The sequence below is a fragment of the Lysinibacillus contaminans genome, from assembly GCF_001278945.1.
In the GTDB taxonomy this organism is placed as follows: Bacteria; Bacillota; Bacilli; order Bacillales_A; family Planococcaceae; genus Lysinibacillus; species Lysinibacillus contaminans.
Genome location: NZ_LGRV01000003.1, coordinates 2,349,979 through 2,374,492 on the forward strand (window position 1 = coordinate 2,349,979; position 24,514 = coordinate 2,374,492).

Sequence of the window (24,514 nt, forward strand, 5' to 3'; positions counted from 1 at the left end):
GCTTATTCGCTCCTTTGCTCCGCAAGTACAGGTTCATCTTCTAACTTCACTGATACAAGTTTCGATACGCCGGATTCCTGCATCGTAATGCCGTATAGTACGTCAGCACCTTCCATTGTCCCTTTACGGTGTGTAATAACAATGAATTGTGTATCACGGCTAAATTTCTTTAAATATTCACTATAACGCACTACATTTGCCTCGTCTAGTGCAGCCTCTACTTCATCGAGAATACAGAAAGGCACAGGACGAATATTTAAAATAGAGAATAGCAAGGCTATCGCAGTAAGTGCACGTTCCCCACCTGAAAGCAAGCTTAAATTTTGAAGCTTCTTCCCTGGGGGCTGCGCCACAATATCAATACCTGTATCAAGCATATTTTCAGGATTAATTAATACTAAATCTGCTTGACCACCACCAAATAATTCACGGAAAACCTGTTTAAACTGCTCGCGTATCGCATAGAACGTATCACTGAAACGAATCGTCATTTCCTCGTCCATTTCTTTAATAGCTTCGTGCAATGTTTCCTGCGCTTCTAATAAATCACTTCGTTGCTCCGATAAGAATGAATGACGCTCTAGCACACGTTCATACTCTTCAATCGCACTTATATTGACTGGACCGAGCTCTTCGATTGATTTTTTCAATAGCTTTACACGACGACGCATATGCTCTTCATCATCAATAGGAAGTGCTTCTTCCATAGCATCCTCATAAGTTAGCTGATAATTTTCTTCAAGCTGTTCATTTAAATTATTCATTTCAAACTCGATACGGCTTTGTTTTAATTCATTTGCACGTATTGCTTCAAGGAAGCCTTTATGTATACGTTGCAATTCTTTAAGCTGTTCTTCTAGCGTAACGAGTTGTTGTTGCAGTGTTGTTTTTTCGACTTTTTTCTGTGAAATTGTCGTATTTAACGTTTCTCGCTTCTCTTTCCACGATGCAATTTGTTGTTCAATTTCTTCATCACTTAGCATTTTTGTCGATTCATCAGTTTGTAGCCACAATATTTCCTGAGAAATATTGTCGACCTTTTGGCGAGCTTTGACTAAATTTAGTGCGATTTCTGCTGTCACAATTTGCACTTGAGACATTTGCTCTTGCATAACTGCTAGTTGAGCGCGTTTTTCTGCCGATTGCTCACGCAGCGCATCTTTTTCCGTTTCACTTTGTAGCTTCACTTTTCCAAGTTGCTCTACTACATCGTTAATGGATGAAAGTTCAGTTGTCAATGTCACTAAACGCTTTGTCGCCACTTCTTTTTGTGCAAGTAGCGTCTCCTCACGTGTTTTCACATCCTGTGTTTCACTTGAAGTAAATGAAACGCGGGCGGCTAAGCTTTTCTCAGCAACTTCTAGCTCACGCATACGACTTGCTTGTTGCATTTCAATTTTACTTAGTTGCTCACTTTCAAGCTTCAATTGCTCTAAAGTATCACGCATAGTCGCGAGCTTCTCTTTTTCAGCCGCTACAGACTGTTCTGCTGCATAAATCGATGCATCTAATTCTTGTAGATTCGCTGTTAAGCTATCTAACTCAGCTTTTCTTGTAAATAGTGAGGATTGTTGCTTCGATGCTCCTCCTGTTAAAGAACCACCCGCATTAACAATATCCCCTTCAAGTGTAACGACACGGTATCTAAAACCACAAAGACGGGCAATTTGACTCGCCCCTTCTAAATTTGCCGCGACCAGTACATTTCCCAGTAAGTTTTCTACAATCGAACGATTCGTCTCATCGAAAGTCACAAGTGTATCTGCCATCTGTACAAATGCGGGGTGCTCCATTGCAAGTTGAATTGCCGATGGATTAATTTTACGAGACTTCATAACTGTTTTTGGTAAAAACGTTGCACGTCCCACTCGTTTTTGCTTTAACCAGCTAATCGCTTGTTGCGCATGTTGTTCATTTGTTGTCACAATATGCTGAGAAGCTGCACCTAATGCCGTTTCAATAGCTTGTGTATACTTGCCACTCACTTGAATTAATTCGGCAACAGCTCCTTCAATACCTTGAAGCTGTCCTTTATCACGAGCTAGTAATACTTCTTTAACGCCATGGAAGAATCCTGAGAAATCGGCCTCTAATTCGGCAAGTGTCTCTTTTCTAGCCTTCAATTGTTGCTGATGTTGATATGCTTTAAAAAGCATTGCTTGCTTGTCATCAAATGACTTACTTGCCATTTTGAACTGCGTGTGCATGACTTCATATTTTTCCTGTTTACTTTGTAGGGTATCCGAAGTTGTAGCATACGTTACGGCTAACTGTTCTTTCTCCCTTACAATTCGAGTAAGTTCTTGCCCAATTTCATCGGACTGCCCCGTCATACGGGTTGCCATTTCCTTTTGCTGCACAAGTTGTTGCTCAATATTTTTTAATTCATTTTTTACCGTTGCTTCTTCATTTAAGGCATCGATATAACGGTTTTTTTGTTCTTCGATTTCATGCTCAATTTCTATAACTGAACGATTTAACGAATGCTCTAATTGTTTAATTATTTGCTTGAGTGCCTGTACTTCTTGCTGCTTTTCTGTAAACTGTTGCTTTTTCTCTATCTCCTGCGCTTCAAGAGAGGTTACTTCCTCTGTAGCTTCTTGTAAGGATGCTTCTAATTGCTGTAATTGGTTAGATGCATTTTGACGTTTCTCCGTCATTAACGCTTTACGTCCATCCCACCGTTCTACTTCCATCGTCGCTTCTACAAGCTCAGCTTGCGCAGCATCTAATGTGTCATCCAGTTCTTTTAAACGCTTTCGAATCGCTTCGGTTTGCGCTTCTAGAGTATGCATGTCGTTCGCATGTTTTTGTCCAGTTTCCGACAACTGCATAAACTCACTTTTGAGTGCATGCAAAGATTGTGCACAATTATTTAAATCGTGCACAAGTATCGCAATATCAAAATCCTTTAGCTCCGTAGACATTTCCACATAATCTTTAGCGCTTGAAGCCTGCATTTCTAGCGGCTCCAAACGACTATCTAGCTCATGTAAAATATCTAATACGCGGTATAAATTCTCATCTGTTTCAACAAGTTTATGCTCCGCTTTTTTCTTGCGTAGTTTGTATTTCAACACACCCGCTGCCTCTTCAAAAATCGAACGACGATCATCGGGACGGCTATTTAAAATTTCATCGACGCGACCTTGCGAAATAATCGAAAATGCTTCTTTCCCAAGTCCCGAATCCATAAACAAGTCCGTAATATCCTTCAGGCGACACTGCTGGTTATTAAGTAAATATTCACTATCACCTGAACGGTATACGCGTCTTGTTACACTTACTTCTGTATATGGAAAAGCAATACGCTCATCTGTATTATCTAAAATCAACGTAACTTCCGCAAAGTTCAGTGGCTTACGGGAATCACTCCCTGCAAAAATAATATCCTCCATCTTTGCCCCACGTAACGACTTTGCCGATTGCTCCCCAAGAACCCAACGAATAGCATCGGTCACATTACTTTTCCCGCTACCATTTGGTCCGACAACAGCAGTAACGCCCGGTACAAAATCAATACCTATGCGCTCCGCAAAAGATTTAAAACCAATCACTTCGAGTCGTTTTAGGAACATCTAATTAAGCCTCCTCTTGTGCAGTTTGCACTCGCATTGCGTGCATAGCACATTGTGCAGCTTGCTGCTCGGCTTCTTTTTTCGATTTCCCACGACCTACTCCAAGTTCTTGCCCATTTAACAGCACGCTTGATACGAAGGTACGGTTATGAGCAGGTCCCTTTTCATCGATAATTTCGTAATGAAGAAGGCCATTGTTCGTTTGTTGCACCATTTCTTGCAATTGACTTTTGAAATCCATCACATGCGAAAAAGCACCCACTTCGACTTTTGGGAACACGATTCGTTCTAAAAACGTAACGACCGTTTGTAAATCCTGATCTAAATAAAGGGCCCCTACAAAAGATTCAAAAACATCCGCTAAGAGGGCTGGGCGTTCCCGACCACCTGTTAATTCTTCACCTTTCCCAAGCAATACAAAGCGACCGAAACCTAACTCATTTGCAAAAACAACAAGTGATGGCTCGCAAACAATCGATGCACGAAGCTTCGTTAATTCACCTTCGCTCATATGTGGGTATCTCTCAAAAAGATATTTAGAAACAGATAGTTCTAGTACAGCGTCACCTAAAAATTCTAGACGCTCATTATCCGTAAATAATTTACGGCGATGCTCATTCACATAAGATGAATGTGTAAATGCTTGATACAATAAATTTTTGTTAATAAACTGGATGTTCAATTCATCTTGTAACAATTCAAATTGATTGCGTACTTTTTCAGGAAGTACGCCTGATTTCTGCATAATTCCTTTTCTTCTCATAGCCATTGAACAATCTGCCTTCCTAATAGTTTCTACCGTCTTAGTTTACCTTTTTAAAGTAGTTTATGCAAAAGTATTTAGGCGTAAATACGACGTTTTGGTAATTTTTCTGCAAATTGCACAACTATCGGATACTTTAACCTAATACAAATGTGCGCATACTGACTTTGGTTAAAATGAAAAAGGCACGTTCATAGTCCGAATAACGAACCACTCCGTGCCTTCTATAACTAAAATTAGCCTAATTTACTTTCGATGTATGAAATAGCAGTTCCAACCGTAGAGATTTTTTCAGCGTCCTCGTCCGAAATTTCCATATCGAATTCGTCTTCAAGCTCCATTACAAGCTCAACTACGTCTAATGAGTCTGCACCTAAATCATCACGGAATGAAGCTTCTAATGTTACTTCACTTTCTTCAACACCTAAACGGTCCACGATTACTTTTGTTACACGTTCTAATACTGTAGTCAAATCGTTCACCTCCCCTCAAATGATTATACAAAAAATCAGATTTCATTCCTACCAAATATTATTATTCAAATAATATTACATTACCATACCACCATCAATATGTAATGTTTGCCCTGTCATATAATTGGCATCTTCAGAAGCTAGAAAGGCAACAGCTTTGGCAATGTCTTCTGGTTGCCCAAGTTTCGCTAGCGGAATTTGCGTTAGCATTCCTTGTTTTAAATCTTCTGGTAGTTCTGCCGTCATTTCTGTTTCAATAAAACCTGGCGCAATGGCATTAACTAAAATATTGCGTGAAGCTAATTCTTTTGCGGTTGTTTTTGTTAAACCAATGACACCTGCTTTTGCAGCTACATAGTTGGCTTGCCCAGCATTTCCGGCTACACCAACAATTGAAGAAATATTAATGATGCGTCCAGCACGTTGCTTCATCATTTGACGTGTCACAGCCTTTGTACAAAGGAATACACCTTTCAAATTCGTGTCCATCACTTCGTCCCACTCGTTTTCCTTCATACGCATCAATAAATTATCGCGCGTAATCCCGGCATTATTCACTAAAATATCAAGCGAGCCAAATGTTTTCACAGCAGCGTCCATTAAAGCAGCAACCTCATCTGATTTCGCTACACTCGCCTGTACAGCAAGCGCTTCACCACCAGCTTCTTGGATTGTAGCCACAACTTCCTCAGCTTTTGCTTGTGAGCCACTATAATTGACTATCACTTTTGCACCTTCATCAGCAAGTTTCAACGCTATGGCACGACCGATTCCACGTGACGCACCTGTCACAACCGCTACTTTACCTTCTAGTTTACGCATTTATTGTCCACCCCTTCGACGCTTTTACAACCGCCTCGAGTGACGCTTCATCATAAACACAATACGTCGAAACAGAACGGTCAATTTTTTTCACTAAACCACTTAATACTTTCCCTGGTCCACATTCAATAAAGACATCTACACCTTGTGCAATCATTTCACGAACAGACGCTTCCCACTGCACAGTACTGTATACTTGTTCTATTAATTCTTGTTCTATCGCTGCCACGTCTTGTAATACATTCGCCATAACATTACCTATAACTGGAATTTTCGGCATCGATAGAGTAATACCTTCTAATGCAACGCGTAATTGTTCAGATGTTGGGCGCATTAATTCCGAATGGAACGGTCCACTCACAACTAACGGAATTGCACGTTTAGCTCCCGCTTCTTTTGCTGCCACAGAAGCCTTTTCTACGCCGTCCTTTGTTCCAGAAATAACAATTTGACCAGGGCAGTTTATGTTGGCAACCTGCACTTCATCACCTGCTGCAGTTACTTGATCTGTTACGTTTCGCAATGCATCTATTTCCATCCCTAGAATCGCTGCCATTGCTCCTTGTCCTGCCGGTACTGCTTCGTTCATATATAAACCACGTTTGTGAACAATCGCCACTGCGTCTTCAAATGACAACACCCCTGCTATCACTAATGCTCCGTATTCTCCAAGTGAATGACCTGCTGCATAATCTGGTACAATGCCCTCAGCACGCAATTTTTCAGCCACCATCACACCTGTCGTTAACAGTGCAGGCTGCGCATGATACGTTAGCGTTAAGTCTTCCGCTGGCCCTTCTAACATGAGTTTCGATAGCTTAAAGCCTAACGCCTTATCCGCACTTTCGTAAAATGCATTACTCTCAGCTGTATTTTTCACAAATTCTTGCCCCATCCCAACTACTTGAGAACCTTGCCCAGGAAAAATAAATGCAATTTTCGTCATTTCTCTAAAATCCCCTTTGTGTAAAAAAATCACTTTATTAGTCGTTTTCTAAGTGACGTACTGTTTCAGTAATCGTCGATACAACTGCATGTTCCACCATTGTGTTCGCTTGGCGAATCGCACTGAATATTGCCTTTGCATTCGACGAACCATGCGCTTTAATAACGGGTGCTTGTAAGCCAAATAAACCGGCACCACCGTATTCGGTATAGTCCATTTTATCTTTTAAACTCCGCAAATCATTTTTCATAAGCACTGCTGAAATTTTCGTTTTTGTTGAAGACATGAATGCCTCTTTTAGCATTTTGAAAATAGCGTCCGCTGTTCCTTCAATGGATTTAAGCACCATATTCCCTGTAAAACCGTCCGTTACAACAACGTCAGCTACCCCATTCAGTAAATCTCGTGCCTCTACATTGCCGACAAAGTTTAGGTCCGCCTCTTTCAATAAGTCAAAAGCTGCTTTTGTTAAGTCATTGCCTTTTTTATCTTCTGTCCCAATGTTCAATAAGCCAATGCGCGGTTTTTGCAGGCCGCCTACCTTTTTCGCATAAATGTCACCCATAATCGCATATTGCAATAAATGCTCTGGACGTGCATCCGCATTCGCCCCTAAATCTAACATTAGAAACCCATTACTATCTAACGTTGGTAACGTTGTTGCTAGTGCAGGGCGTGCAATACCTTCAATACGTCCCACTTTAAATAACCCACCTGCCATTAACGCGCCGGTATTACCCGCAGAAAGACATGCATCTGCTTTCCCTTCAGTAACTGCTTCTAACATGCGTGCCATTGAAGAGTCTTTTTTTCGACGGACCGCTCGTACAGGGTCATCTGTTCCTTCAATTATTTCTTCACAATGAACGACTGTTAATCGATCATGTGTTTTTAAAAAAGGTTCAAGCTTTTCTTGTTGTCCATATAGCTGAATCTCTAAGTTTGGAATTTGGTCTAGTGCCAAATATGCACCTTCAATAACTGATTTTGGTGCGTTGTCGCCACCCATTCCATCGAGTGCTAGTTTCATTGTTGTTCACCTTCACCTTTCGTACGGTACATACTAAATTCACCGACAAAGACTGTCTCACCGTTTACTGTAGAGAGCACCTCTACTTTTGTACGATGTTTTTCATCGTCACGTCCAATTACTGTCGCCTTCGTAATGACACGATCTCCTGCCCTTACAGGTTTAACAAACGTAATATTTGAATGAACCGTTAAGGCTAGTTCATCGTCAATCACCGCTACAGCTAATGAATTCGCCTGGGCAAATAAATGGTGCCCCCGTGCGATGCCGTTTCGCTGAAAAACATGTTCTTCCTTTACGTCAAAAATAGATAATGCACGTTTATCTAATTCAATATCAATAATATCACCGATAACTTCATCAATCGGTAAGGATTTTACTTCATTTTCATATGTTTTCGAAGCTACGTCTTTAATGCGTTCACGCAATTCCGGAATGGATAATTCCATGCGATCTAAGCGAATCGTTTGGACACTTACCTGAAACTCAGTTGCTAGCTGCTCATCTGTGACGAATGGATTTTCAGCAATCGTTTCAGTTAATTGTCGCTGTCGCTCTTTCTTCGTCCGTCTCAACGTCATTCGCCACCCTTTTAGTTGTTATTAGCACTTGGTACTAACATCAGTATATAGATACTAAAAAAAGAATGCAAGACCTGTTTTAAAAAACGAGTCTTGCATTCCTATCATTTACAGCTTGGCGACATCTGACTAGAATCAAATTAATCAAAACGATCACCTTGTAAAACACCCGAAGCTTCAAGCATTTCTCGTAAACCTTTATATTCTTCATCATGCCAAAAAGCTTCTGTTTCAATCATTGCGGTCGCATCTTTTCTCGCAGTATCAAGCGTTCTATAATCATGTACTAAATCCGCCACTTTAAAGTCAGGCAGACCACTTTGCTTACGACCAAAGAAATCACCTGGACCACGTAATTCAAGATCTTTTTCTGCCAGTCGGAAACCATCATTCGTTTCTGTCATCGACTGCATTCGCTCTTTTCCCTCGTCCGATTTAGGATCTGCAATTAACACGCAGTAAGACTGATATTCACCCCGCCCAACACGTCCACGTAATTGATGAAGTTGCGCTAAGCCAAAACGTTCTGCATCGTAAACGACCATAAACGTCGCATTTGGAACATTCACCCCGACTTCAACTACTGTCGTTGATACAAGCACCTGAATTTCACCGTCACTAAAAGCACGCATCACGGCATCCTTTTCATTCGCCGGTAGTCGCCCGTGCATTAACCCTACATTATAGCGATTATTAAAATGAAGCGCTAACTGTTCATAGATTTCTACCGCATTTTGCACATCAAGCTTATCCGATTCCTCAATAAGCGGACAAATCGCATATGCTTGTCGCCCTGCAGCTAACTCTAATTCAAGTTTAGATAGCACTGAGCCTAATTGTTCTTTTTTCATCCAATGAGTCTCTATTTCTTTTCGCCCAGCCGGCATCTCATCAATCATAGAAACATCCATTTCACCGAACGCTGTAATTGCAAGTGTTCGCGGGATTGGTGTTGCTGTCATAAAAAGAACGTCAGGATTTTCACCTTTATCACGTAAAATACGGCGCTGTTCTACTCCAAAGCGATGCTGTTCATCCGTAATAACAAAACCAAGTCGCTTAAAGACAACATCCGGCTGAATAAGCGCATGTGTACCGATTAGTATATCTATGTCGCCGTTACCCAACGCTTCTAGCAATAAACGGCGTTCTTTCGTTTTTGTTGATCCCGACAATAAGGCAACGCGTACACCAAAAGGTTCAAACCACTCTATTAAATTTTCTGCGTGTTGCTCCGCCAATATTTCTGTCGGTGCCATTAACGCACCCTGGAAACCACCTGTCACAGCTGCATACAAGCAAATCGCCGCAACAACTGTTTTCCCTGAACCTACATCCCCTTGCAATAAGCGGTTCATACGGTGCGGTTCTTTTAAATCTTTACAAATCTCGTTGACGACACGTTTTTGCGCACCTGTTAATTCATACGGTAACGATTCAATGAACTCACGGACCTTCGCCAAGTCAAACTGCACAACATTCCCTTGCTCACTCTCTTTTCGTATTTTTCGCAATGCTTGAATACGTAATTGAAAGTTTAATAATTCCTCATAAGCAAAACGTCTTCTCGCTTGTTTGGCATGCCCGGCATCTTTGGGAAAGTGAATTCCTTCTAGTCCTTCTAACACCGATACCAGCTTATAGTCTGTTTGTAAATGCATTGGAATGGCGTCCTGCAAATTCGCGCCAAATTCATCAAGTGCCTGCCTCATATATTTGCGGAAACGTTTTTGTGGAATTGTACCCTTCAAGCTGTAGACCGGCTCAAAATCTACTTGATCGGTTTTCGGACCAAAATTCACACTCGTCCCATTAATAACCTGTCTCCCACGATCCCATTTGCCGGTCACTGTAATGGTCGATCCCGGTACTAATTTTTGTTTTAAATAGTTCTGATTGAAAAAAACGACTTTCACTAAATGTCTTCCTGCTAAAACCGTTACTTGTAGGCGTGATTTATTGCGTCCTAAAAATAGGACAGTTGGCTCACGTTCTACTTTACATTCAACCGTTACACGTTCATTATGCGGCGTTTGCGTTAAATCTTTTAATCGAAAATCCTCATGCCGATGCGGAAATGTCCATAATAAATCTGAAATTGATTTGATGCCCAATGCTTCCAGGTGTCCTGCTGTTTCTTTCCCAATCCCCTTCAATTCGGAGACTGGACTACTCAATTCAGTCACCTTGCACGACAGCTCCTCCAAAGATCTTTTCTGCTAGCGCCTTTCCTGTAGGTGTCGTAGCTAAGCCTCCACGCGCCGTTTCTTTTAGATTCGGACTCATCGACAAGCCAATACGATACATCGCACCAATCACTTCATCACAAGGGATACGACTTGTAACACCCGCTAGTGCCATATCGGCAGCTACAAGGGAATTTGCCGCGCCCATTGCATTACGCTTAACACAAGGGACTTCTACTAAACCAGCTACAGGATCACAAACGAGGCCGAGCATATTTTTTAACGTTATTGCAAATGCCTCTGAACACTGCTGAGGTGTACCGCCAGCCATTTCTACAATGGCTGCTGCTGCCATCCCTGCTGCAGATCCAACTTCCGCCTGACAACCACCCTCTGCACCCGAAATCGAAGCATTATTTGCTACAACAAAACCAAAAGCGCCTGACGTAAATAAATAACGGATCATTTGCTCACGTGTTGGATTTAATTTATTTTTCACTGCAAATAGAGTACCTGGCACCACACCTGCCGAGCCAGCGGTAGGTGTAGCACAAATTGTTCCCATGGCTGCATTTACCTCATTCGTAGCTACCGCTTTACTGACAGCATCTAATAATAAATCACCTGACAGCGATTTCCCTTGCGCAATATAATTTTGAATCAATACTGCATCGCCACCCGTTAAGCCAGTAACCGACTGTACACCTTTTAAACCGCGCTCAACTGCCGCCTCCATAATCGTTAAATTATGGTCCATCTGAGCCATTATTTCTTCCCGAGAGCGACCACTCATTAACATTTCTTGTTCAATCATTAACTCTGAAATTTGCTTTCCTTCTTGTTCTGCACGCGCGACGAGCTCACGCACATTGTGAAATAACACATCCATATTGCCACGCCTCCCTAATTATTAATTTTCGACACTTTTGTAATATATGGAATTAACGAAATTTGCTGCAGTATTTTATCTTCAATATTTTGATCTACTTCAATAACCATTAACGCCGTTAAACCACGTTCGATACGAGACACTTCCATATGGCCGATATTGACCTCATGCATCGCTAAACAGTTCGCTACATTCGCAATACAACCTGCACGGTCATCATGCACAACAAGAATAGCTGGCATGCCACCCGTTAAACGTAACTTGAAGCCATTGACCTCACTTACTTCAATTTTACCGCCACCAATGGAAATTCCAACAACGGACATTTCACCCTCATCATCACCAATTACAAGACGCGCTGTGTTTGGGTGCTCCGTATTAGCAGTCTCTGGAATGAATTCATAGTCTAACCCCGCTTTTTTTGCATCTGCAAAGGCTGTTTTAATACGCTCATCAAATGTATCATAATTTAATAATCCTCCAACGAGCGCCACATCCGTACCATGACCTTTATACGTTTCTGCAAAGGATCCATACAAGTGAATTTTCGCCCATTTTGGTTGTCGTCCAAATAAATCTCGCGCTACACGCCCAATCCGTGCAGCACCTGCCGTATGAGAGGAAGAAGGTCCAATCATTACGGGTCCGATAATATCAAATACCGATGTGAATTTCATACTATATCCCCTCTATTCTATTTGAATAATAATATTGAGCTTTAGTTATATCATGCTTGATAAACGATATAAAAGTAAAGCACTACCTCATCAATTTTCAGAACATTTACACCACTATAATTTCCTGCTTTTTAATACGTTTCAAATATTGTCCGCCCTCAATATACAGTCATTTCAGAAAGCTATTAAACATAGTCTGCTTTTCAAATCGTCTTCTGCATAAATACACTTTTATATCATTCACTAGCACTTCCACTTATATTTCCATTGATAGCATTCCTTCAGTAACAAGCAAAAGCAGTACACAATTTGTGCACTGCTTCAATCTTATTATTCACAATGTAGCAAAGACTATTCTACTGAAATAATATATGGATATAATCCTTGTTTACCGTTAAAAACTTCAACTTCTACGTCTGGATAACGCTCCTCGATAAATGTTGCTAGTTCAGTTGCATTTTCTTCTGTCGTATTTTCACCATAAATGATCGTCACGATTTCAGAATCTTCATCAACTAGGTCAACGATTACTTTTTCAGCTGCATCTTTTAATGTTGGAGTTGAAAGAACAATTTTCCCTTCAGAAAGTGCCATGAAGTCATCTTTATGAATTTCAACGCCATCAATCGATGTATCACGAACTGCAAATGTTACTTGACCAGTTTTCACGTGTGCAAAAGCTTCTGTCATATTCGCTTGGTTTGTTTCAACCGCTTCTTCTGGATTGAAGGACAGAATCGCAGCCATCCCTTGAGGAATCGTTTTTGTCGGTACAACTGCCGCTTCAATATCTAAAAGCTCAACAGCTTGTTCCGCCGCCATCACAATATTTTTGTTATTCGGTAAAATTAATACCTTTTCAGCACCAATTGCTTTTACTGCTTTAACGATATCTTCTGTAGAAGGGTTCATCGTTTGTCCACCTTCAATTACGTAAGAAGCACCGATTGAGCGTAGTAAGTCAGCTACACCCTCACCCATTGCAATTGTAACTACCGCATATGGATGTTTTTCCGCTTTTTTCACTGGAGTAGATGCTTTACGGTCTTCACCGACAATCGCTGAATGTTGTTCGCGCATATTGTCAACTTTAATTTTAATTAGGCTACCATATTTTTGACCCATTGCTAATACTGAACCTGGTTGTTCTGAGTGAATATGCACTTTGGCAACTTCCTCATCTGAAATAACAAGTAAAGAATCACCCAGAGGATTTAATTCATTGCGGAATTTCTCTTCGTCGAATGGTTCTTTGTCATCTTCAATACGTACCATGATTTCAGTACAGTAACCGAATTCTATATCCGCTGTACTCATGAAGTCTTGTGCACGGTGATGTTCCGCATTGATTAGATCATCTAAAGTTGCATCATTTTTCTCAGGTAGTGGTTCGCCTTTCAGTGAAGCAAGGAAACCTTCGTAAACAAATAGCAAACCTTGACCACCACTATCGACTACACCAACTTCTTTTAATACAGGAAGTAATTCTGGCGTACGATCAAGTGAGGCCTTTGCTTCCTTAGTAAATGCTTCCATAACAGCAATGATGTTATTTTCCGTTTCAGCTACTTCAACGCCTTTTTTCGCCGCTTCTCGAGCTACAGTTAAAATTGTTCCTTCTACAGGCTTCATAACCGCTTTATATGCCGTATCTACACCTGCTTGGAAAGCACCCGCAAAGCGCTTTGCATCAATTGTTGCTTCTTTTTCAATAAATTTACCGAAGCCGCGGAATAATTGCGATAAAATAACGCCTGAGTTTCCACGTGCCCCCATAAGTAAGCCCTTTGATAAAGCTTGAGCCGTTTTTCCGATATGTTCTGATGCTTGAAGTTCTGTTTCCTTCGCACCTGAAGTCATCGATAAGTTCATATTTGTACCTGTATCTCCATCTGGTACTGGAAATACATTTAATGAATCTACATAATTTGCATTTTGGTACAAATGGTGCGCACCCATTTGCACCATCTCAGCAAATTTTAATCCGTCTAATGACTGCATTCGATTTTGTTCCTCCTCTTACACATTCGCTACACGAACGCCCTGTACAAAAATATTGACAGATTTCACGCTCATACCTAATGTTTTGTTCACTGTATATTTCACTTTAGATTGCACTTGATACGCAACTTCTGAAATTTTTGTACCGTAACTTACGATTATATACATATCAATATGTAAATCTTCTGCTTGTTGTCGAATAACAACACCTTTAGCAAAGTTTTCTTTACGTAAAATATCAGTTAGACCGTCGCGAATTTGATGTTTAGATGCCATGCCGACAATACCGTAACATTCTACAGCAGCGCCTCCAGCAATTTGTGCAAGTACATCCGTTGAAATATCAATTTGGCCGAATTCGTTATTTAATTCAATTGACATAGAAATGCCCCCTTGGCTCTTTTTGACTAATTTATATTGTACTACACTAACTGAGATTATAAAAGAAAACGTTCATCTTCGTCTAGTTTAGACACAATGGTATAAGAAAGCGTATTCTATTTTTACGTTTCATACAGCATAAATGCCTGTAAAGGTTTTTTTCTTGAAAGGTTATGTTAAAACTATTGCACTGAACGCTGACCTATGTTAAATTATTATGGTATGTGAAATACCGAACTGAAATAATAATCTTTCAGCATCAACAGTAAGGAGGGAATACAACATGCCAAAACAATGTGTAATCACTGGTCGTAAAACTCGTACTGGTAACAACCGTTCCCACGCTATGAACTCTTCTAAACGTACTTGGGGCGCTAACCTTCAAAAAGTTCGTATCTTAGTAGACGGTAAACCAAAACGTGTATGGGTTTCTGCTCGTGCATTAAAATCAGGTAAAGTTGAGCGCGTTTAATCGTCGCTTATAAAAAAATCGATTTCGCTTCCAGCGCAAATCGATTTTTTTCTTTCTACTAAATATTATCTGCATTTTTGCATATTTCCATTCACTCAACATTTCATAATGACGGTTTGTCAAATTAAGTGCAACAGTTCTTCCCGAAACGTTTCGTATGCAGTTTTCCAACCAAGGCATTTCCTTGGCCGATTGTTAATGAGATGGAGTGCTTGATTCATATCATCTAGTGTTACGTGATCGAAATTCGTTTTCTAAGGGAAAAACTCGCGCAGTAAGCCGTTTCCGTTTTCATTACTGCCGCGTTGCCAGGAAGAATAAGCATCCGCAAAATAGACTTGGATGTTTAGTTCTTTCTCAAGCACGTTGTAACAGCTAAATTCTTTTCCACGATCGGTTGTCGCTGTTTGAATTGCACCTTTGGGCAATTGTTGGTGTAACTGTTTGACGGCTGTTTCCATTGAGTTTGCGGAACGGTCTTGAATCAAAATGCCTGTGTACCAGCGGGTTTTACGCTCAATAAATGTAGCGACGCAACCCTTAGCTTGTCCACGTCCAGAAACGACTGTATCTAACTCCCAATGTCCAAATGTTTCCCGTTTACGGACTTCTTTTGGACGTTTTGAAATGGGCGTGCCAATGTTGAAACGCCACCTTGTTTCACGAGGTTTCTGGCGCTTTCCTTTTTGACGAAGAACCGATAAAGGCATTTCTAATAAGCCGTTATAAATCCAGCGGTAGATGCTTTTAAAGCTCAGCTTTCCTTTATACAAGCGGCCGACAATCTGTTCAGGTGACCACGTTTCGCCCAACTTTTCTTGAACAGCTTCTTTTAAATCTGATGTTAGTTTTAGCTTCGCACCACAGTTCGATTTATTCGTTTGATAGTGATTGTGTGCTACTTCGGCTGACCAATTTGTATGGCGATTCAGCTCTCTTGAAATGGTCGAGGGGCTGCGTTTTAGCTGCTTCGCAATTTCTCGTTTGGAATAACCTAATTCAAGATAGACTTCTATTTTAGCGCGTTCAGATATGGTAAGATGAGTATAGCTCATAACGATTCCTCCTCTAAATGTTGGTGTGGTAACTACATTTTATACGAGGTCGTTATGGGCTTCTTTTATTTTGTCTTAAAGGTGTTGCGCTTAATATTACAATTCATCTAATAAAAAAACCCGACTAAAGCTTGTCGGGTTTTTTTTCTTTCTTATCTTTTCGGAAAAGCTGGATACATGTACGCGTAATACTACTCACAAATTTCGGTAATTGAAATGTATATACTTTCAGGATCCTCTCCCCCTCACACTAATCTATGCTTCTTATCATTAAACATATGCCATGTGAGAAAAATATAGACCCTGACACTCCAATAATTTCATTGCTCGTAAAACGAGATGAACCAAGTGATATATATTCATTCGTCGTTTCATACTTGACGTTACGCAATGTTACACCTTCAATTGGCTGTTCATATGCGAAAAATGACAAATAGCGGTACTGATGATCAGCTTCGATTATATGTGTACCCGGTAGTAAAAATTGCAAGGTATTCGCATTGTTGATAATTTTCAGCGTAATCAAAGGATTTTCCTTTTGCAGACGGTAAATTGATCGAACAGCCGCCTCATAGTGATCCAGGCGCCCCCCCGTTACACCCGTTAAGACAATTTCCTTGGGTGCATACGTAAGCGCCTTCAACAATGCTAAATCCGTATCTGTTTCATTCTTCTCTTCTTTAAAGCGCTGTGCATCATGGGCATGTTCCATGACACGCTCATACTCCGCTTGTGATAACGAGTCAAAATCACCTACAATGGCATGAGGTGTAATACCCTGTTCGATTAAATACAAGGCACCACGGTCCGCCCCAATATAAAACACATCATCTCGCTCCTTATAAGGCATAAAAGAGCAAAGTTCTGCTTGTGGGCCACCTGCACAAACAACGATGGTTGTCATCCTTGAATTGCAGCCTCACCAGCAGCTAAAATTTCCTGTAAAGCCACTGTACGATCTTCTTTACTATAGATGGCTGAACCCGCTACAAAAATGGTTGCCCCTGCTTTTGCGCACGGCACGATTGTTTCTGCATTAATACCACCATCAATCTCGATATCGATATTTAAGCCACGTTCTTTAATGATCGTTGATAGAGCTTCTACTTTCGGGATAACCGAATGGATGAATTTTTGTCCGCCAAAGCCCGGGTTCACCGTCATAAATAACACCATATCGATATCCTCTAGAACATGTTGAATTGACTCAATTGGCGTATGTGGATTTAACACAACACCAGGTTTCACGCCATATGATCGAATCAACTGAATTGTACGATGTAAATGACGGCACGCTTCCACATGTACCGTAATATAATCTGCACCTGCTTTTGCGAATTGTTCGATATACTGATCTGGATTTTCAATCATTAAGTGAACATCTAATGGTAAATCGGTTAATGGACGAATAGCATCTAATACGATAGCACCAAATGAAATATTTGGTACAAAATGACCATCCATCACATCAATATGAATAAGCTTTGCTCCGGCTTGCTCTACTTCTTTCACTTCTTCGCCTAATTTTGCGAAGTTTGCTGCTAAAATCGATGGTGCTATTTTTATCATTCTTAATACCTCGGCTTTCTATCCATAATTTCTTGCATAAATTGTCCATAATGCTTGTAGCGATAGTCGCGAATTTCACCCTTCTCTACCGCTGCCTTAACTGCACACTTCGGTTCCTTCAAATGTAGGCATTCTCTAAACTTACAATTAGCTGAAACACGTTCCATTTCTGGGAAACATGCTCCGAGCTCTTCTTTTTCAATTTCATCAAAATCAAAAGAGCTAAATCCAGGTGTATCTGCTAATAATCCATCACACACTTCAATTAATTCAACATGTCGTGTCGTATGTTTTCCTCGACCTAAACTCTGTGAAATAATACCCGTTTTTAAATTCAAAGCAGGAATGAGCGTATTCAATAGTGTTGATTTACCAACACCTGATTGCCCTGCTAATACAGACGTTTTGCCCTTTAAAATAGGCTGTAAACGCTCTACTAGCTCTACCTCATCTTTATACGTTTGTAAAACAGTGTAACCCATTTTTTCGTAATCATCGATGTAGCCCTGTAATTCCTCACGTTCATCTTCCGCTAATAGATCCATCTTTGTTAAACAAATAATTGGATGCACGCGGAATGACTCTAACACAACAAGAAAACGGTCTAATAAAATCGTATTAAAATTTGGTTCCTTTACAGAAAACACTAAAATTCCTTGGTCTATATTGGCAATCGGTGGACGGACAAGCTCATTTTTACGTTCATGTATTTTTTGAATTGTACCATCAGAACCTGCTGTTTCAACCGTATAATCAACTAAATCACCAACGAGTGGAGATTCACCACGGTTACGAAAAACACCACGCCCACGACATTGAATCAGTTGTTTTCCATCATATACATAATAATAACCACTTAATGCTTTACGAATCTGGCCTTGCGCCATCAAATTCCTCCTTGTTTAATCTCATCATAATGTTTTGTGCCTTGTTCGATAATTTCCGAATCACGATAAATTATATAAGCCGCTTCTTCACCTTCACCAACAACAAACGAGATCTCATATGGAGTATCTTTTGAAATTTTAAATTCATCATAAGGTTTTGCCATCGTATGAGTCTTATCTCGAACTTCAATTCGTATTAATTGCTCCATACCTTCCTCAGACGGCTCATATGGAATAGTCACGAATATACTATAAGTCTTATCTGGTTTCTTAGCAGGTCCTTTACTTAACACAACCGATATTGTGTCACCTGCCTCTAACTTATTACCCCCAGTTGGTGTTTGCGAAATCACACTGCCTGCGGAAACTGTTGAAGAATGGTCCTCCCGTTCTACAACATATTTTAAGCCTACAGAATTTACATAGCTTACTACCTGTGCCTCCGTGTAGCCCCGAACATCCTTAACCGTAATATAATTTTTACCTGAACTAACCGTAAAGACAATCGTCGTTTCCTTTGGCACAATTTCCTCATCCACCGCCGGAATTTGACCGATAATCGTGCCTGCCGGTTCATCTGAATGCTCATATTCTTCTTCAATAGCTAAAAATTCCTTGTCCGCTAACAAAGCTTTCACTTGATCAAGTTGTTGCCCTTTGTGATTAAGCATCTTATACTTTTCGATCCCAAGACTGACAATTAAATCGATTTCCGTTCCTTTGACACGCTCTGTATCTTTTTCGGGGTCCGTTTCGATGACTTTCCCTTCCTCTATTTCCTCTGAATGCTGTTCAATCGTTTTTCCAACAATAAAGCCTAATGCCTCTAATTTCTCTGTAGCCGCTTCTATCGTTTCACCAGTTACATCCGGCACAGTAATTTTTTTCGGACTAAATACATCCGTCGCCAAGAATAAATATAAGAACACAATCACAATAGCGGCTAAAACGCCCGCTACAATTTTCGGCCATTTTTTCTTCTTTTTGTCTGGCGCTGATTTTTTTACAGGCTTTTTTACAGGTTTTTTAACAGATTTATTAGGAGCTGATTGCAAAATGGGTTCCATCGCCCTAGTCTCAGTTAAATCTTCTTCCTCTTGGCTAGGCTGTTCCTTAATAATCGGCATCACTCTTGTTGCATTGTTATCGATGGGTACAGCAAACTTCTTTTCATTAATACGCGTTGGAGATAGCACTGTATCTAAGTCGGCCTGCAACGCTTCTACAGTCGCATAACGATGAGCAGGATCTTTCGCCGTTGCTTTTAATACAACATTCTCTAGACTTTGAGGAATCGTAGCATCAAATGCACGTATAGAGGGTGTTTCTGTTTGTAAATGTTTTAATGCAATAGATACCGCTGACTCACCAGAAAACGGTAATTCACCCGTTAATAATTCGTACAGGACAATGCCGAGCGCATATATGTCAGATTGACTAGTCGCTGTCCCACCACGTGCCTGCTCAGGCGATAAATAGTGAACAGTCCCAAGTACTGAATTCGTTTGCGTAAAAGAAGTTGAACTTAATGTAATCGCAATACCGAAATCTGTGATTTTCACATTTCCTTCGCCGTCCATTAAAATGTTCTGGGGTTTAATGTCACGGTGAATAATATGATTTGCATGTGCATCCGCAATAGCTGACGTGAGCTGCCTCATAATAAGCACGCTACGCGCAGGGGAAATCGGTGCGAATTCCTGTATGTATTGCTTTAACGTTTTCCCTTTTACATATTCCATCACAATATAATGTAAGTCCCCATCATCACCTACATCATAAATACTAACAATATTCGGATGTGTAAGGCTTGTTACGGATAACGCCTCTCGCTGGAAACGACGATGCAATTCATCTTCATTTGTAAAATCATAGCGTAAAATTTTTATTGCGACATCACGATTTAAAATGACATCATGCGCCAAATACACATTGGACATGCCGCCACCACCAATGAGCTCTATAATTTTATAGCGATCACTAATTCTTTTTCCTACAAGCATACTTACACCTCCTCATGTTGCCATGTGAGTAGGACGAGGGAAATATTATCCTCGCCCCCACTAGCATTGGCTAGTTTCACAAGTTTCTGTCCTTTTTCTTCTATTGAATCTGGAAATGTGATAATCGATGCCATTTCAGGTATTGATAGTTTATTACTTAAACCGTCTGAGCATACAAGTAAATACGACTGAGGTGCTAACTCAACTTCATAAAAGTCCGGCTCTATTATCTCTTCTGTACCAACTGCTTTTAAGATAAAATTTTTCTTCGGATGCGTTAAAGCTTCCTCTTCACTAATTTCACCATTTTCAACAAGTACATTCACATAAGAGTGATCCTTTGTTATTTGTTTTGCACCTTCGTCAAAGAAATAATACACGCGACTATCGCCAACGTGTGAAATTAAACAATGATTTTGTTCAATTAACACGGCAATAAACGTTGTACCCATTCCTTTACAGTCTTCGTGTGATAAAGAGTAGTCATATATAGTAGTATTTAGTTGTTCTACTGCTTGTAATAACCATTCTTTTTTTGATGTTGTCGACTCAAAATGATGCGCTTCTGCTTGAAAAAATACGGTTTCCATCTGCTTCATTGCCATATCACTCGCTACATCTCCAGCGTTATGACCACCCATGCCATCTGCAACTAATGCGAGTTCATAGCCATCTAGACGTTTGAAAAATGCAGCACGATCTTCATTTATCGCTCTTTTTAACCCAATATCACTTTCGACTGTGTATTTCATCACAGGTCACCTCGTCTCTTCAGATCTCTCTTGCGCACGTAATTGTCCACACGCAGCTGCGATATCAGAACCTTGCTCTCGGCGGATTGTTACGTTAATACCATTCTTCTTCAATGTTTTTTCAAAAGCAAAAATTTGACTACGAGACGTACGAACATAATCACGTTCTGGTACATAGTTTACAGGAATTAAGTTCACGTGGCATTTAATTCCTTTTATAAGTGCAGATAATTCTTCTGCAATTTCAACTGAATCATTTTCACCAGACATTAAACCGTACTCAAAACTAACACGTCGACCTGTTTTATTTGTATAGTAACGAACAGCTTCCATCAATTCGTCCAATTTATAAGCACGTGCAATTGGCATTAACTTTTGGCGTGCCTCTTGGTTTGGTGCGTGTAGCGATACCGCAAAGTTAATTTGCAATTGCTCATCCGCAAATTCATAAATTTTAGGCACAATTCCTGATGTCGATACTGTAATGTGTCGAGCACCAATATTTAAACCCTTTTCATGATTGATGACTTTTAAGAAGTTCATCATAGCATCGTAGTTATCGAATGGTTCACCGATACCCATTATGACGATATGACTTACACGTTCACCGATTTCATCCAACGTTTGTTGTACTTTAACGACTTGCTCAACTATTTCTCCTGCTAGTAAATGACGTTTTAAGCCACCTAGCGTGGATGCACAGAATGTACAACCAATACGGCAACCTACTTGTGTTGTTACACAAACAGAGTTTCCATATTCATGACGCATTAGCACTGTTTCAATAGAATAGCCATCTTGAAGTTGGAATAAAAACTTAATCGTACCATCTTTAGATTCCTGTTGAATAATTGTTGAAAGTGTTGTTAGCGCAAAGCTTTCTTCTAGTTTTTCACGCAATCCTTTTGGAAGGTTCGACATTTCTTCAAATGTTTTTACACGCTTATTGTACAACCAATCAAAAATTTGTAAAGCACGGAAAGGTTTTTCACCATTTTCCTTTAACCACTCTTCTAAGTGATGAGGTTGTAAAGAGTAAATAGATTCTTTTAAATTTGGTTTTTCTTTTTTCTTACGACGTACAGGCTTGTCTCCTACTTCCTCGACTAAGTCACTTATACGTTCATTGAATTTTTCTTGATCCACCATTAGTTGGATTCTCCTTTTTTACGAAATGCTGCGACGAAGAAACCGTCACTACCAAAGTCTTGAGGGAAGACTTGAAGCATGCCATTAGCTTGCTTTTCCGCTAATTTTGTTGGTAAAGATTCTAGTTGTATAGCTTCCATTTCTGGGTGCTCGGTTAAAAAGGCTTGTACAGTGCCTTCATTTTCTTGTTGATCGACCGTACATGTACTGTAAACAAGTTTGCCATCTTGTTTTAATACTTTTGCTCCAGCATCAAGTAAAGCTAATTGAATTTTTTGCAGGTTTTCTAAATCTTCTTCGCGTTTAGTGTACTTAATGTCAGGCTTACGACGTATCACGCCTAAACCGCTACAAGGTGCATCAACAAGCACTGCATCAAAAGATTCTACTTGTAAAAACTCAGGCGCTTTACGACCATCAATTGGCGCTGTTTGCACAATTTCAAGTCCTAGACGCTCAGTATTATGGTCGATTAAGTCTAATTTATGTGGATGGAGGTCTGTTGCTAAAATCGAGCCTTCATTATTCATTTTTTCGGCTAAATGTGTCGTTTTTCCACCTGGTGCTGCACACATATCTAAAACACGCATACCCGGAGTTGGATTTAAAACATTTGCAGGAATCATCGAGCTTTCATCTTGAATTGTAATCAATCCGTCTTTAAATGCTTGTGTACGTGCTGGCTGACCATTCGTTACATGTAAGCATTCTGGCATCATATCACTTTGCTTCGCCGATAAACCTTCTGCCTCTAAACTAGCAATAGCTTCAGCTACTGTAGCTTTTACTGAATTGACACGAACGGTTTGTACAGGTGGCATATTATTTTCATTCAACATTTCTGTTGCAACATCCACCCCATAGTTGTTCACAAAGCGCTCTACTAGCCAGTTTGGATGACTCGTTTCAATCGCAAGACGTTCAATAGGATCTTTAATGTCCTCTAATGAAGGCACTCCTTGACGTAAGATTGATCGTAAAATGCCATTCACTGTTGAAGCGATCCCTTGATGTCCACGACGTTTTGCAATTTCAACCGCTTCGTTTACTGCTGCATGCGGTGGAATACGTGTTAAATAATGCATTTGGTATAGAGATAATCGTAACAACCAACGTACCCAATGATCGATTTTCCCACGAACGAAAGGCTCTAAATAATAATCAAGCGTCATTTTATATTGCAACGTACCATACGTGATTTCTGTCAGTAAGGCACGGTCTTTCGTCTCAATTTTATGACGTTTAATCGTTTCGTGTAATAATAAATTACTGTATGCTTGGTTTTTATCTATTGCTAACAGGATTGACAGTGCTGCATCACGCACATTTCCGTCCCAAATAACTACACTTTTTTTACTCATTTAAACTGGTCCCCGATCTGTAATTTCGAACCGGTACCACGCAGATACTCTTCTGCAGTCATGCGTTTTTTACCAGCCGGTTGTAAATCATATATAGCAAGTGATTCGCCGTTACCTGTTGCAATTTCAAAGTATTCTTTTTCAATTGCCACCACTGTACCTGGAGTCACATTGTGCTTCGTTTTGCCAACTTGCGCCCACCAAATTTTGAAGTTACCTTCTTCAAACGTTGTATACGCAACAGGCCACGGATGAAGGCCACGTACTTGATTGTATAAAGTTGACGCATCATTTGTCCAATCAATACGCTCCTGTTCACGTGAAATATTGCTCGCAAATGTTACTTGTGACTCATCCTGCACTGTACGTGTATTCGAGCCATTGATAATAGATGGAAGTGTTTCTTTTAATAACTCACGACCAACGACACTTAATTTGTCAAACATGCTACCTGTATGGTCCTGTTCACCAATAGCAATGGCCTTTTGTGAAATAATATCACCGGCATCAAGCTTCACTGCCATATACATAATCGTTACGCCCGTCTCTTTTTCACCATCGATAATTGCTTGGTGGATAGGAGCGCCTCCACGATATTTCGGTAACAGCGAAGCATGAACATTTATACAACCAAGCGGCGGTGCATCTAGTAATTCTTTCGGTAAAATTTGTCCGAAAGCTGCTGTTATTACAATGTCAGGTTGCAGGTCAATTATTTGTTGTAGCTCTTCAGAACCACGGAGCTTTTCCGGTTGAATAACAGGTAAGCCAAGCGCTAGCGCCTCAGCCTTTACTGGAGGTGGCGTTAACACACGCTTACGACCTACTGGACGGTCTGGCTGCGTAACAACAGCTTTAATGTCATAGCCTTCTTCATAAAGCATACGTAGGATTGGTGCGGAAAAATCCGGCGTCCCCATAAAAACGATAGACGTCATC

At 40.4% G+C, this 24,514-nt stretch carries 22 protein-coding genes and 1 pseudogene; 1 reads left to right on the top strand and 22 read right to left on the bottom strand.

Annotation, left to right across the window (positions count from 1 at the left end):
* Window positions 1-2 precede the first annotated feature (2 nt).
* The 12 genes from smc to AEA09_RS13650 form a co-directional block, all read right to left on the bottom strand.
* Window positions 3-3,578 carry a chromosome segregation protein SMC gene (gene smc / locus AEA09_RS13595; protein WP_053584373.1) on the bottom strand — a complete coding sequence of 1,192 codons (3,576 nt, stop codon included), beginning with the start codon at window positions 3,576-3,578 and terminating at the stop codon, window positions 3-5.
* 4 nt (window positions 3,579-3,582) lie between these two features.
* Window positions 3,583-4,347, bottom strand: coding sequence for a ribonuclease III (gene rnc, locus AEA09_RS13600; protein WP_053584374.1), 765 nt, complete (start codon window positions 4,345-4,347; stop codon window positions 3,583-3,585).
* 230 nt (window positions 4,348-4,577) lie between these two features.
* Window positions 4,578-4,814: an acyl carrier protein gene (gene acpP, locus AEA09_RS13605; protein WP_053584375.1), complete on the bottom strand. Its 237-nt coding sequence runs from the start codon at window positions 4,812-4,814 to the stop codon at window positions 4,578-4,580.
* A gap of 75 nt (window positions 4,815-4,889) precedes the next feature.
* The gene (gene fabG / locus AEA09_RS13610; RefSeq protein ID WP_053584376.1) at window positions 4,890-5,636 is read right to left on the bottom strand and encodes a 3-oxoacyl-[acyl-carrier-protein] reductase; all 747 of its coding nucleotides are present in this window, start codon (window positions 5,634-5,636) and stop codon (window positions 4,890-4,892) included.
* The gene (gene fabD / locus AEA09_RS13615; RefSeq protein WP_053584377.1) at window positions 5,629-6,582 is read right to left on the bottom strand and encodes an ACP S-malonyltransferase; all 954 of its coding nucleotides are present in this window, start codon (window positions 6,580-6,582) and stop codon (window positions 5,629-5,631) included. The genes fabG and fabD overlap by 8 nt, the downstream gene beginning before the upstream one ends.
* A gap of 37 nt (window positions 6,583-6,619) precedes the next feature.
* Window positions 6,620-7,612 carry a phosphate acyltransferase PlsX gene (plsX, locus tag AEA09_RS13620; RefSeq protein WP_053584378.1) on the bottom strand — a complete coding sequence of 331 codons (993 nt, stop codon included), beginning with the start codon at window positions 7,610-7,612 and terminating at the stop codon, window positions 6,620-6,622.
* Window positions 7,609-8,187 carry a transcription factor FapR gene (fapR, locus tag AEA09_RS13625; protein WP_053584379.1) on the bottom strand — a complete coding sequence of 193 codons (579 nt, stop codon included), beginning with the start codon at window positions 8,185-8,187 and terminating at the stop codon, window positions 7,609-7,611. Before fapR ends, plsX begins: the two co-directional genes overlap by 4 nt.
* Before the next feature lie 146 nt (window positions 8,188-8,333).
* The gene (gene recG, locus AEA09_RS13630) at window positions 8,334-10,379 is read right to left on the bottom strand and encodes an ATP-dependent DNA helicase RecG (protein ID WP_053584380.1); all 2,046 of its coding nucleotides are present in this window, start codon (window positions 10,377-10,379) and stop codon (window positions 8,334-8,336) included.
* On the bottom strand, window positions 10,372-11,268 hold the full coding sequence (sdaAA, locus tag AEA09_RS13635; RefSeq protein WP_053584381.1) for an L-serine ammonia-lyase, iron-sulfur-dependent, subunit alpha: 897 nt from the start codon (window positions 11,266-11,268) through the stop codon (window positions 10,372-10,374). Before sdaAA ends, recG begins: the two co-directional genes overlap by 8 nt.
* A 14-nt stretch (window positions 11,269-11,282) precedes the next feature.
* Complete coding sequence (sdaAB, locus tag AEA09_RS13640) at window positions 11,283-11,945, bottom strand: L-serine ammonia-lyase, iron-sulfur-dependent subunit beta (RefSeq protein ID WP_053584382.1); 663 nt, start codon at window positions 11,943-11,945, stop codon at window positions 11,283-11,285.
* 351 nt (window positions 11,946-12,296) lie between these two features.
* A complete protein-coding gene (locus tag AEA09_RS13645; RefSeq protein WP_053584383.1) occupies window positions 12,297-13,946 on the bottom strand; it encodes a DAK2 domain-containing protein in 1,650 nt (549 codons plus the stop codon).
* Window positions 13,947-13,964: 18 nt separating this feature from the next.
* Entirely contained in the window at window positions 13,965-14,327 is a 363-nt protein-coding gene (locus AEA09_RS13650; protein WP_053584384.1) for an Asp23/Gls24 family envelope stress response protein, read from the bottom strand.
* 283 nt (window positions 14,328-14,610) lie between these two features.
* Between AEA09_RS13650 and rpmB the strand changes: the two genes are divergently transcribed.
* Window positions 14,611-14,799 (top strand): 50S ribosomal protein L28, encoded by a 189-nt coding sequence (gene rpmB, locus AEA09_RS13655; RefSeq protein WP_053584385.1) that lies wholly within the window; start codon window positions 14,611-14,613, stop codon window positions 14,797-14,799.
* A 119-nt stretch (window positions 14,800-14,918) separates the two neighbouring features.
* Here the strand turns inward: rpmB and AEA09_RS13660 are convergent.
* The 10 genes and pseudogenes from AEA09_RS13660 to fmt all read right to left on the bottom strand — a co-directional run bounded on the left by AEA09_RS13660 (window position 14,919) and on the right by fmt (window position 24,513).
* Window positions 14,919-15,854 (bottom strand): annotated as a pseudogene (locus AEA09_RS13660) (IS30 family transposase).
* Between the two features lie 124 nt (window positions 15,855-15,978).
* Window positions 15,979-16,089: a stage V sporulation protein SpoVM gene (gene spoVM, locus AEA09_RS20665; RefSeq protein ID WP_425412007.1), complete on the bottom strand. Its 111-nt coding sequence runs from the start codon at window positions 16,087-16,089 to the stop codon at window positions 15,979-15,981.
* 15 nt (window positions 16,090-16,104) lie between these two features.
* Window positions 16,105-16,758 (bottom strand): thiamine diphosphokinase, encoded by a 654-nt coding sequence (locus AEA09_RS13665; RefSeq protein WP_053584386.1) that lies wholly within the window; start codon window positions 16,756-16,758, stop codon window positions 16,105-16,107.
* Window positions 16,755-17,423: a ribulose-phosphate 3-epimerase gene (gene rpe, locus AEA09_RS13670; protein WP_053584387.1), complete on the bottom strand. Its 669-nt coding sequence runs from the start codon at window positions 17,421-17,423 to the stop codon at window positions 16,755-16,757. The genes AEA09_RS13665 and rpe overlap by 4 nt, the downstream gene beginning before the upstream one ends.
* A gap of 2 nt (window positions 17,424-17,425) precedes the next feature.
* On the bottom strand, window positions 17,426-18,310 hold the full coding sequence (gene rsgA / locus AEA09_RS13675; RefSeq protein ID WP_053584388.1) for a ribosome small subunit-dependent GTPase A: 885 nt from the start codon (window positions 18,308-18,310) through the stop codon (window positions 17,426-17,428).
* Complete coding sequence (pknB, locus tag AEA09_RS13680) at window positions 18,310-20,313, bottom strand: Stk1 family PASTA domain-containing Ser/Thr kinase (protein ID WP_053584389.1); 2,004 nt, start codon at window positions 20,311-20,313, stop codon at window positions 18,310-18,312. The genes rsgA and pknB overlap by 1 nt, the downstream gene beginning before the upstream one ends.
* A 2-nt stretch (window positions 20,314-20,315) precedes the next feature.
* Window positions 20,316-21,065 (bottom strand): Stp1/IreP family PP2C-type Ser/Thr phosphatase, encoded by a 750-nt coding sequence (locus AEA09_RS13685; RefSeq protein WP_053584390.1) that lies wholly within the window; start codon window positions 21,063-21,065, stop codon window positions 20,316-20,318.
* 6 nt (window positions 21,066-21,071) lie between these two features.
* Window positions 21,072-22,214, bottom strand: coding sequence for a dual-specificity RNA methyltransferase RlmN (gene rlmN, locus AEA09_RS13690; RefSeq protein WP_053584391.1), 1,143 nt, complete (start codon window positions 22,212-22,214; stop codon window positions 21,072-21,074).
* Window positions 22,214-23,575 carry a 16S rRNA (cytosine(967)-C(5))-methyltransferase RsmB gene (gene rsmB, locus AEA09_RS13695; protein ID WP_053584392.1) on the bottom strand — a complete coding sequence of 454 codons (1,362 nt, stop codon included), beginning with the start codon at window positions 23,573-23,575 and terminating at the stop codon, window positions 22,214-22,216. Before rsmB ends, rlmN begins: the two co-directional genes overlap by 1 nt.
* A complete protein-coding gene (gene fmt / locus AEA09_RS13700) occupies window positions 23,572-24,513 on the bottom strand; it encodes a methionyl-tRNA formyltransferase (protein ID WP_053584393.1) in 942 nt (313 codons plus the stop codon). The genes rsmB and fmt overlap by 4 nt, the downstream gene beginning before the upstream one ends.
* Between the last annotated feature and the right edge of the window lies 1 nt (window position 24,514).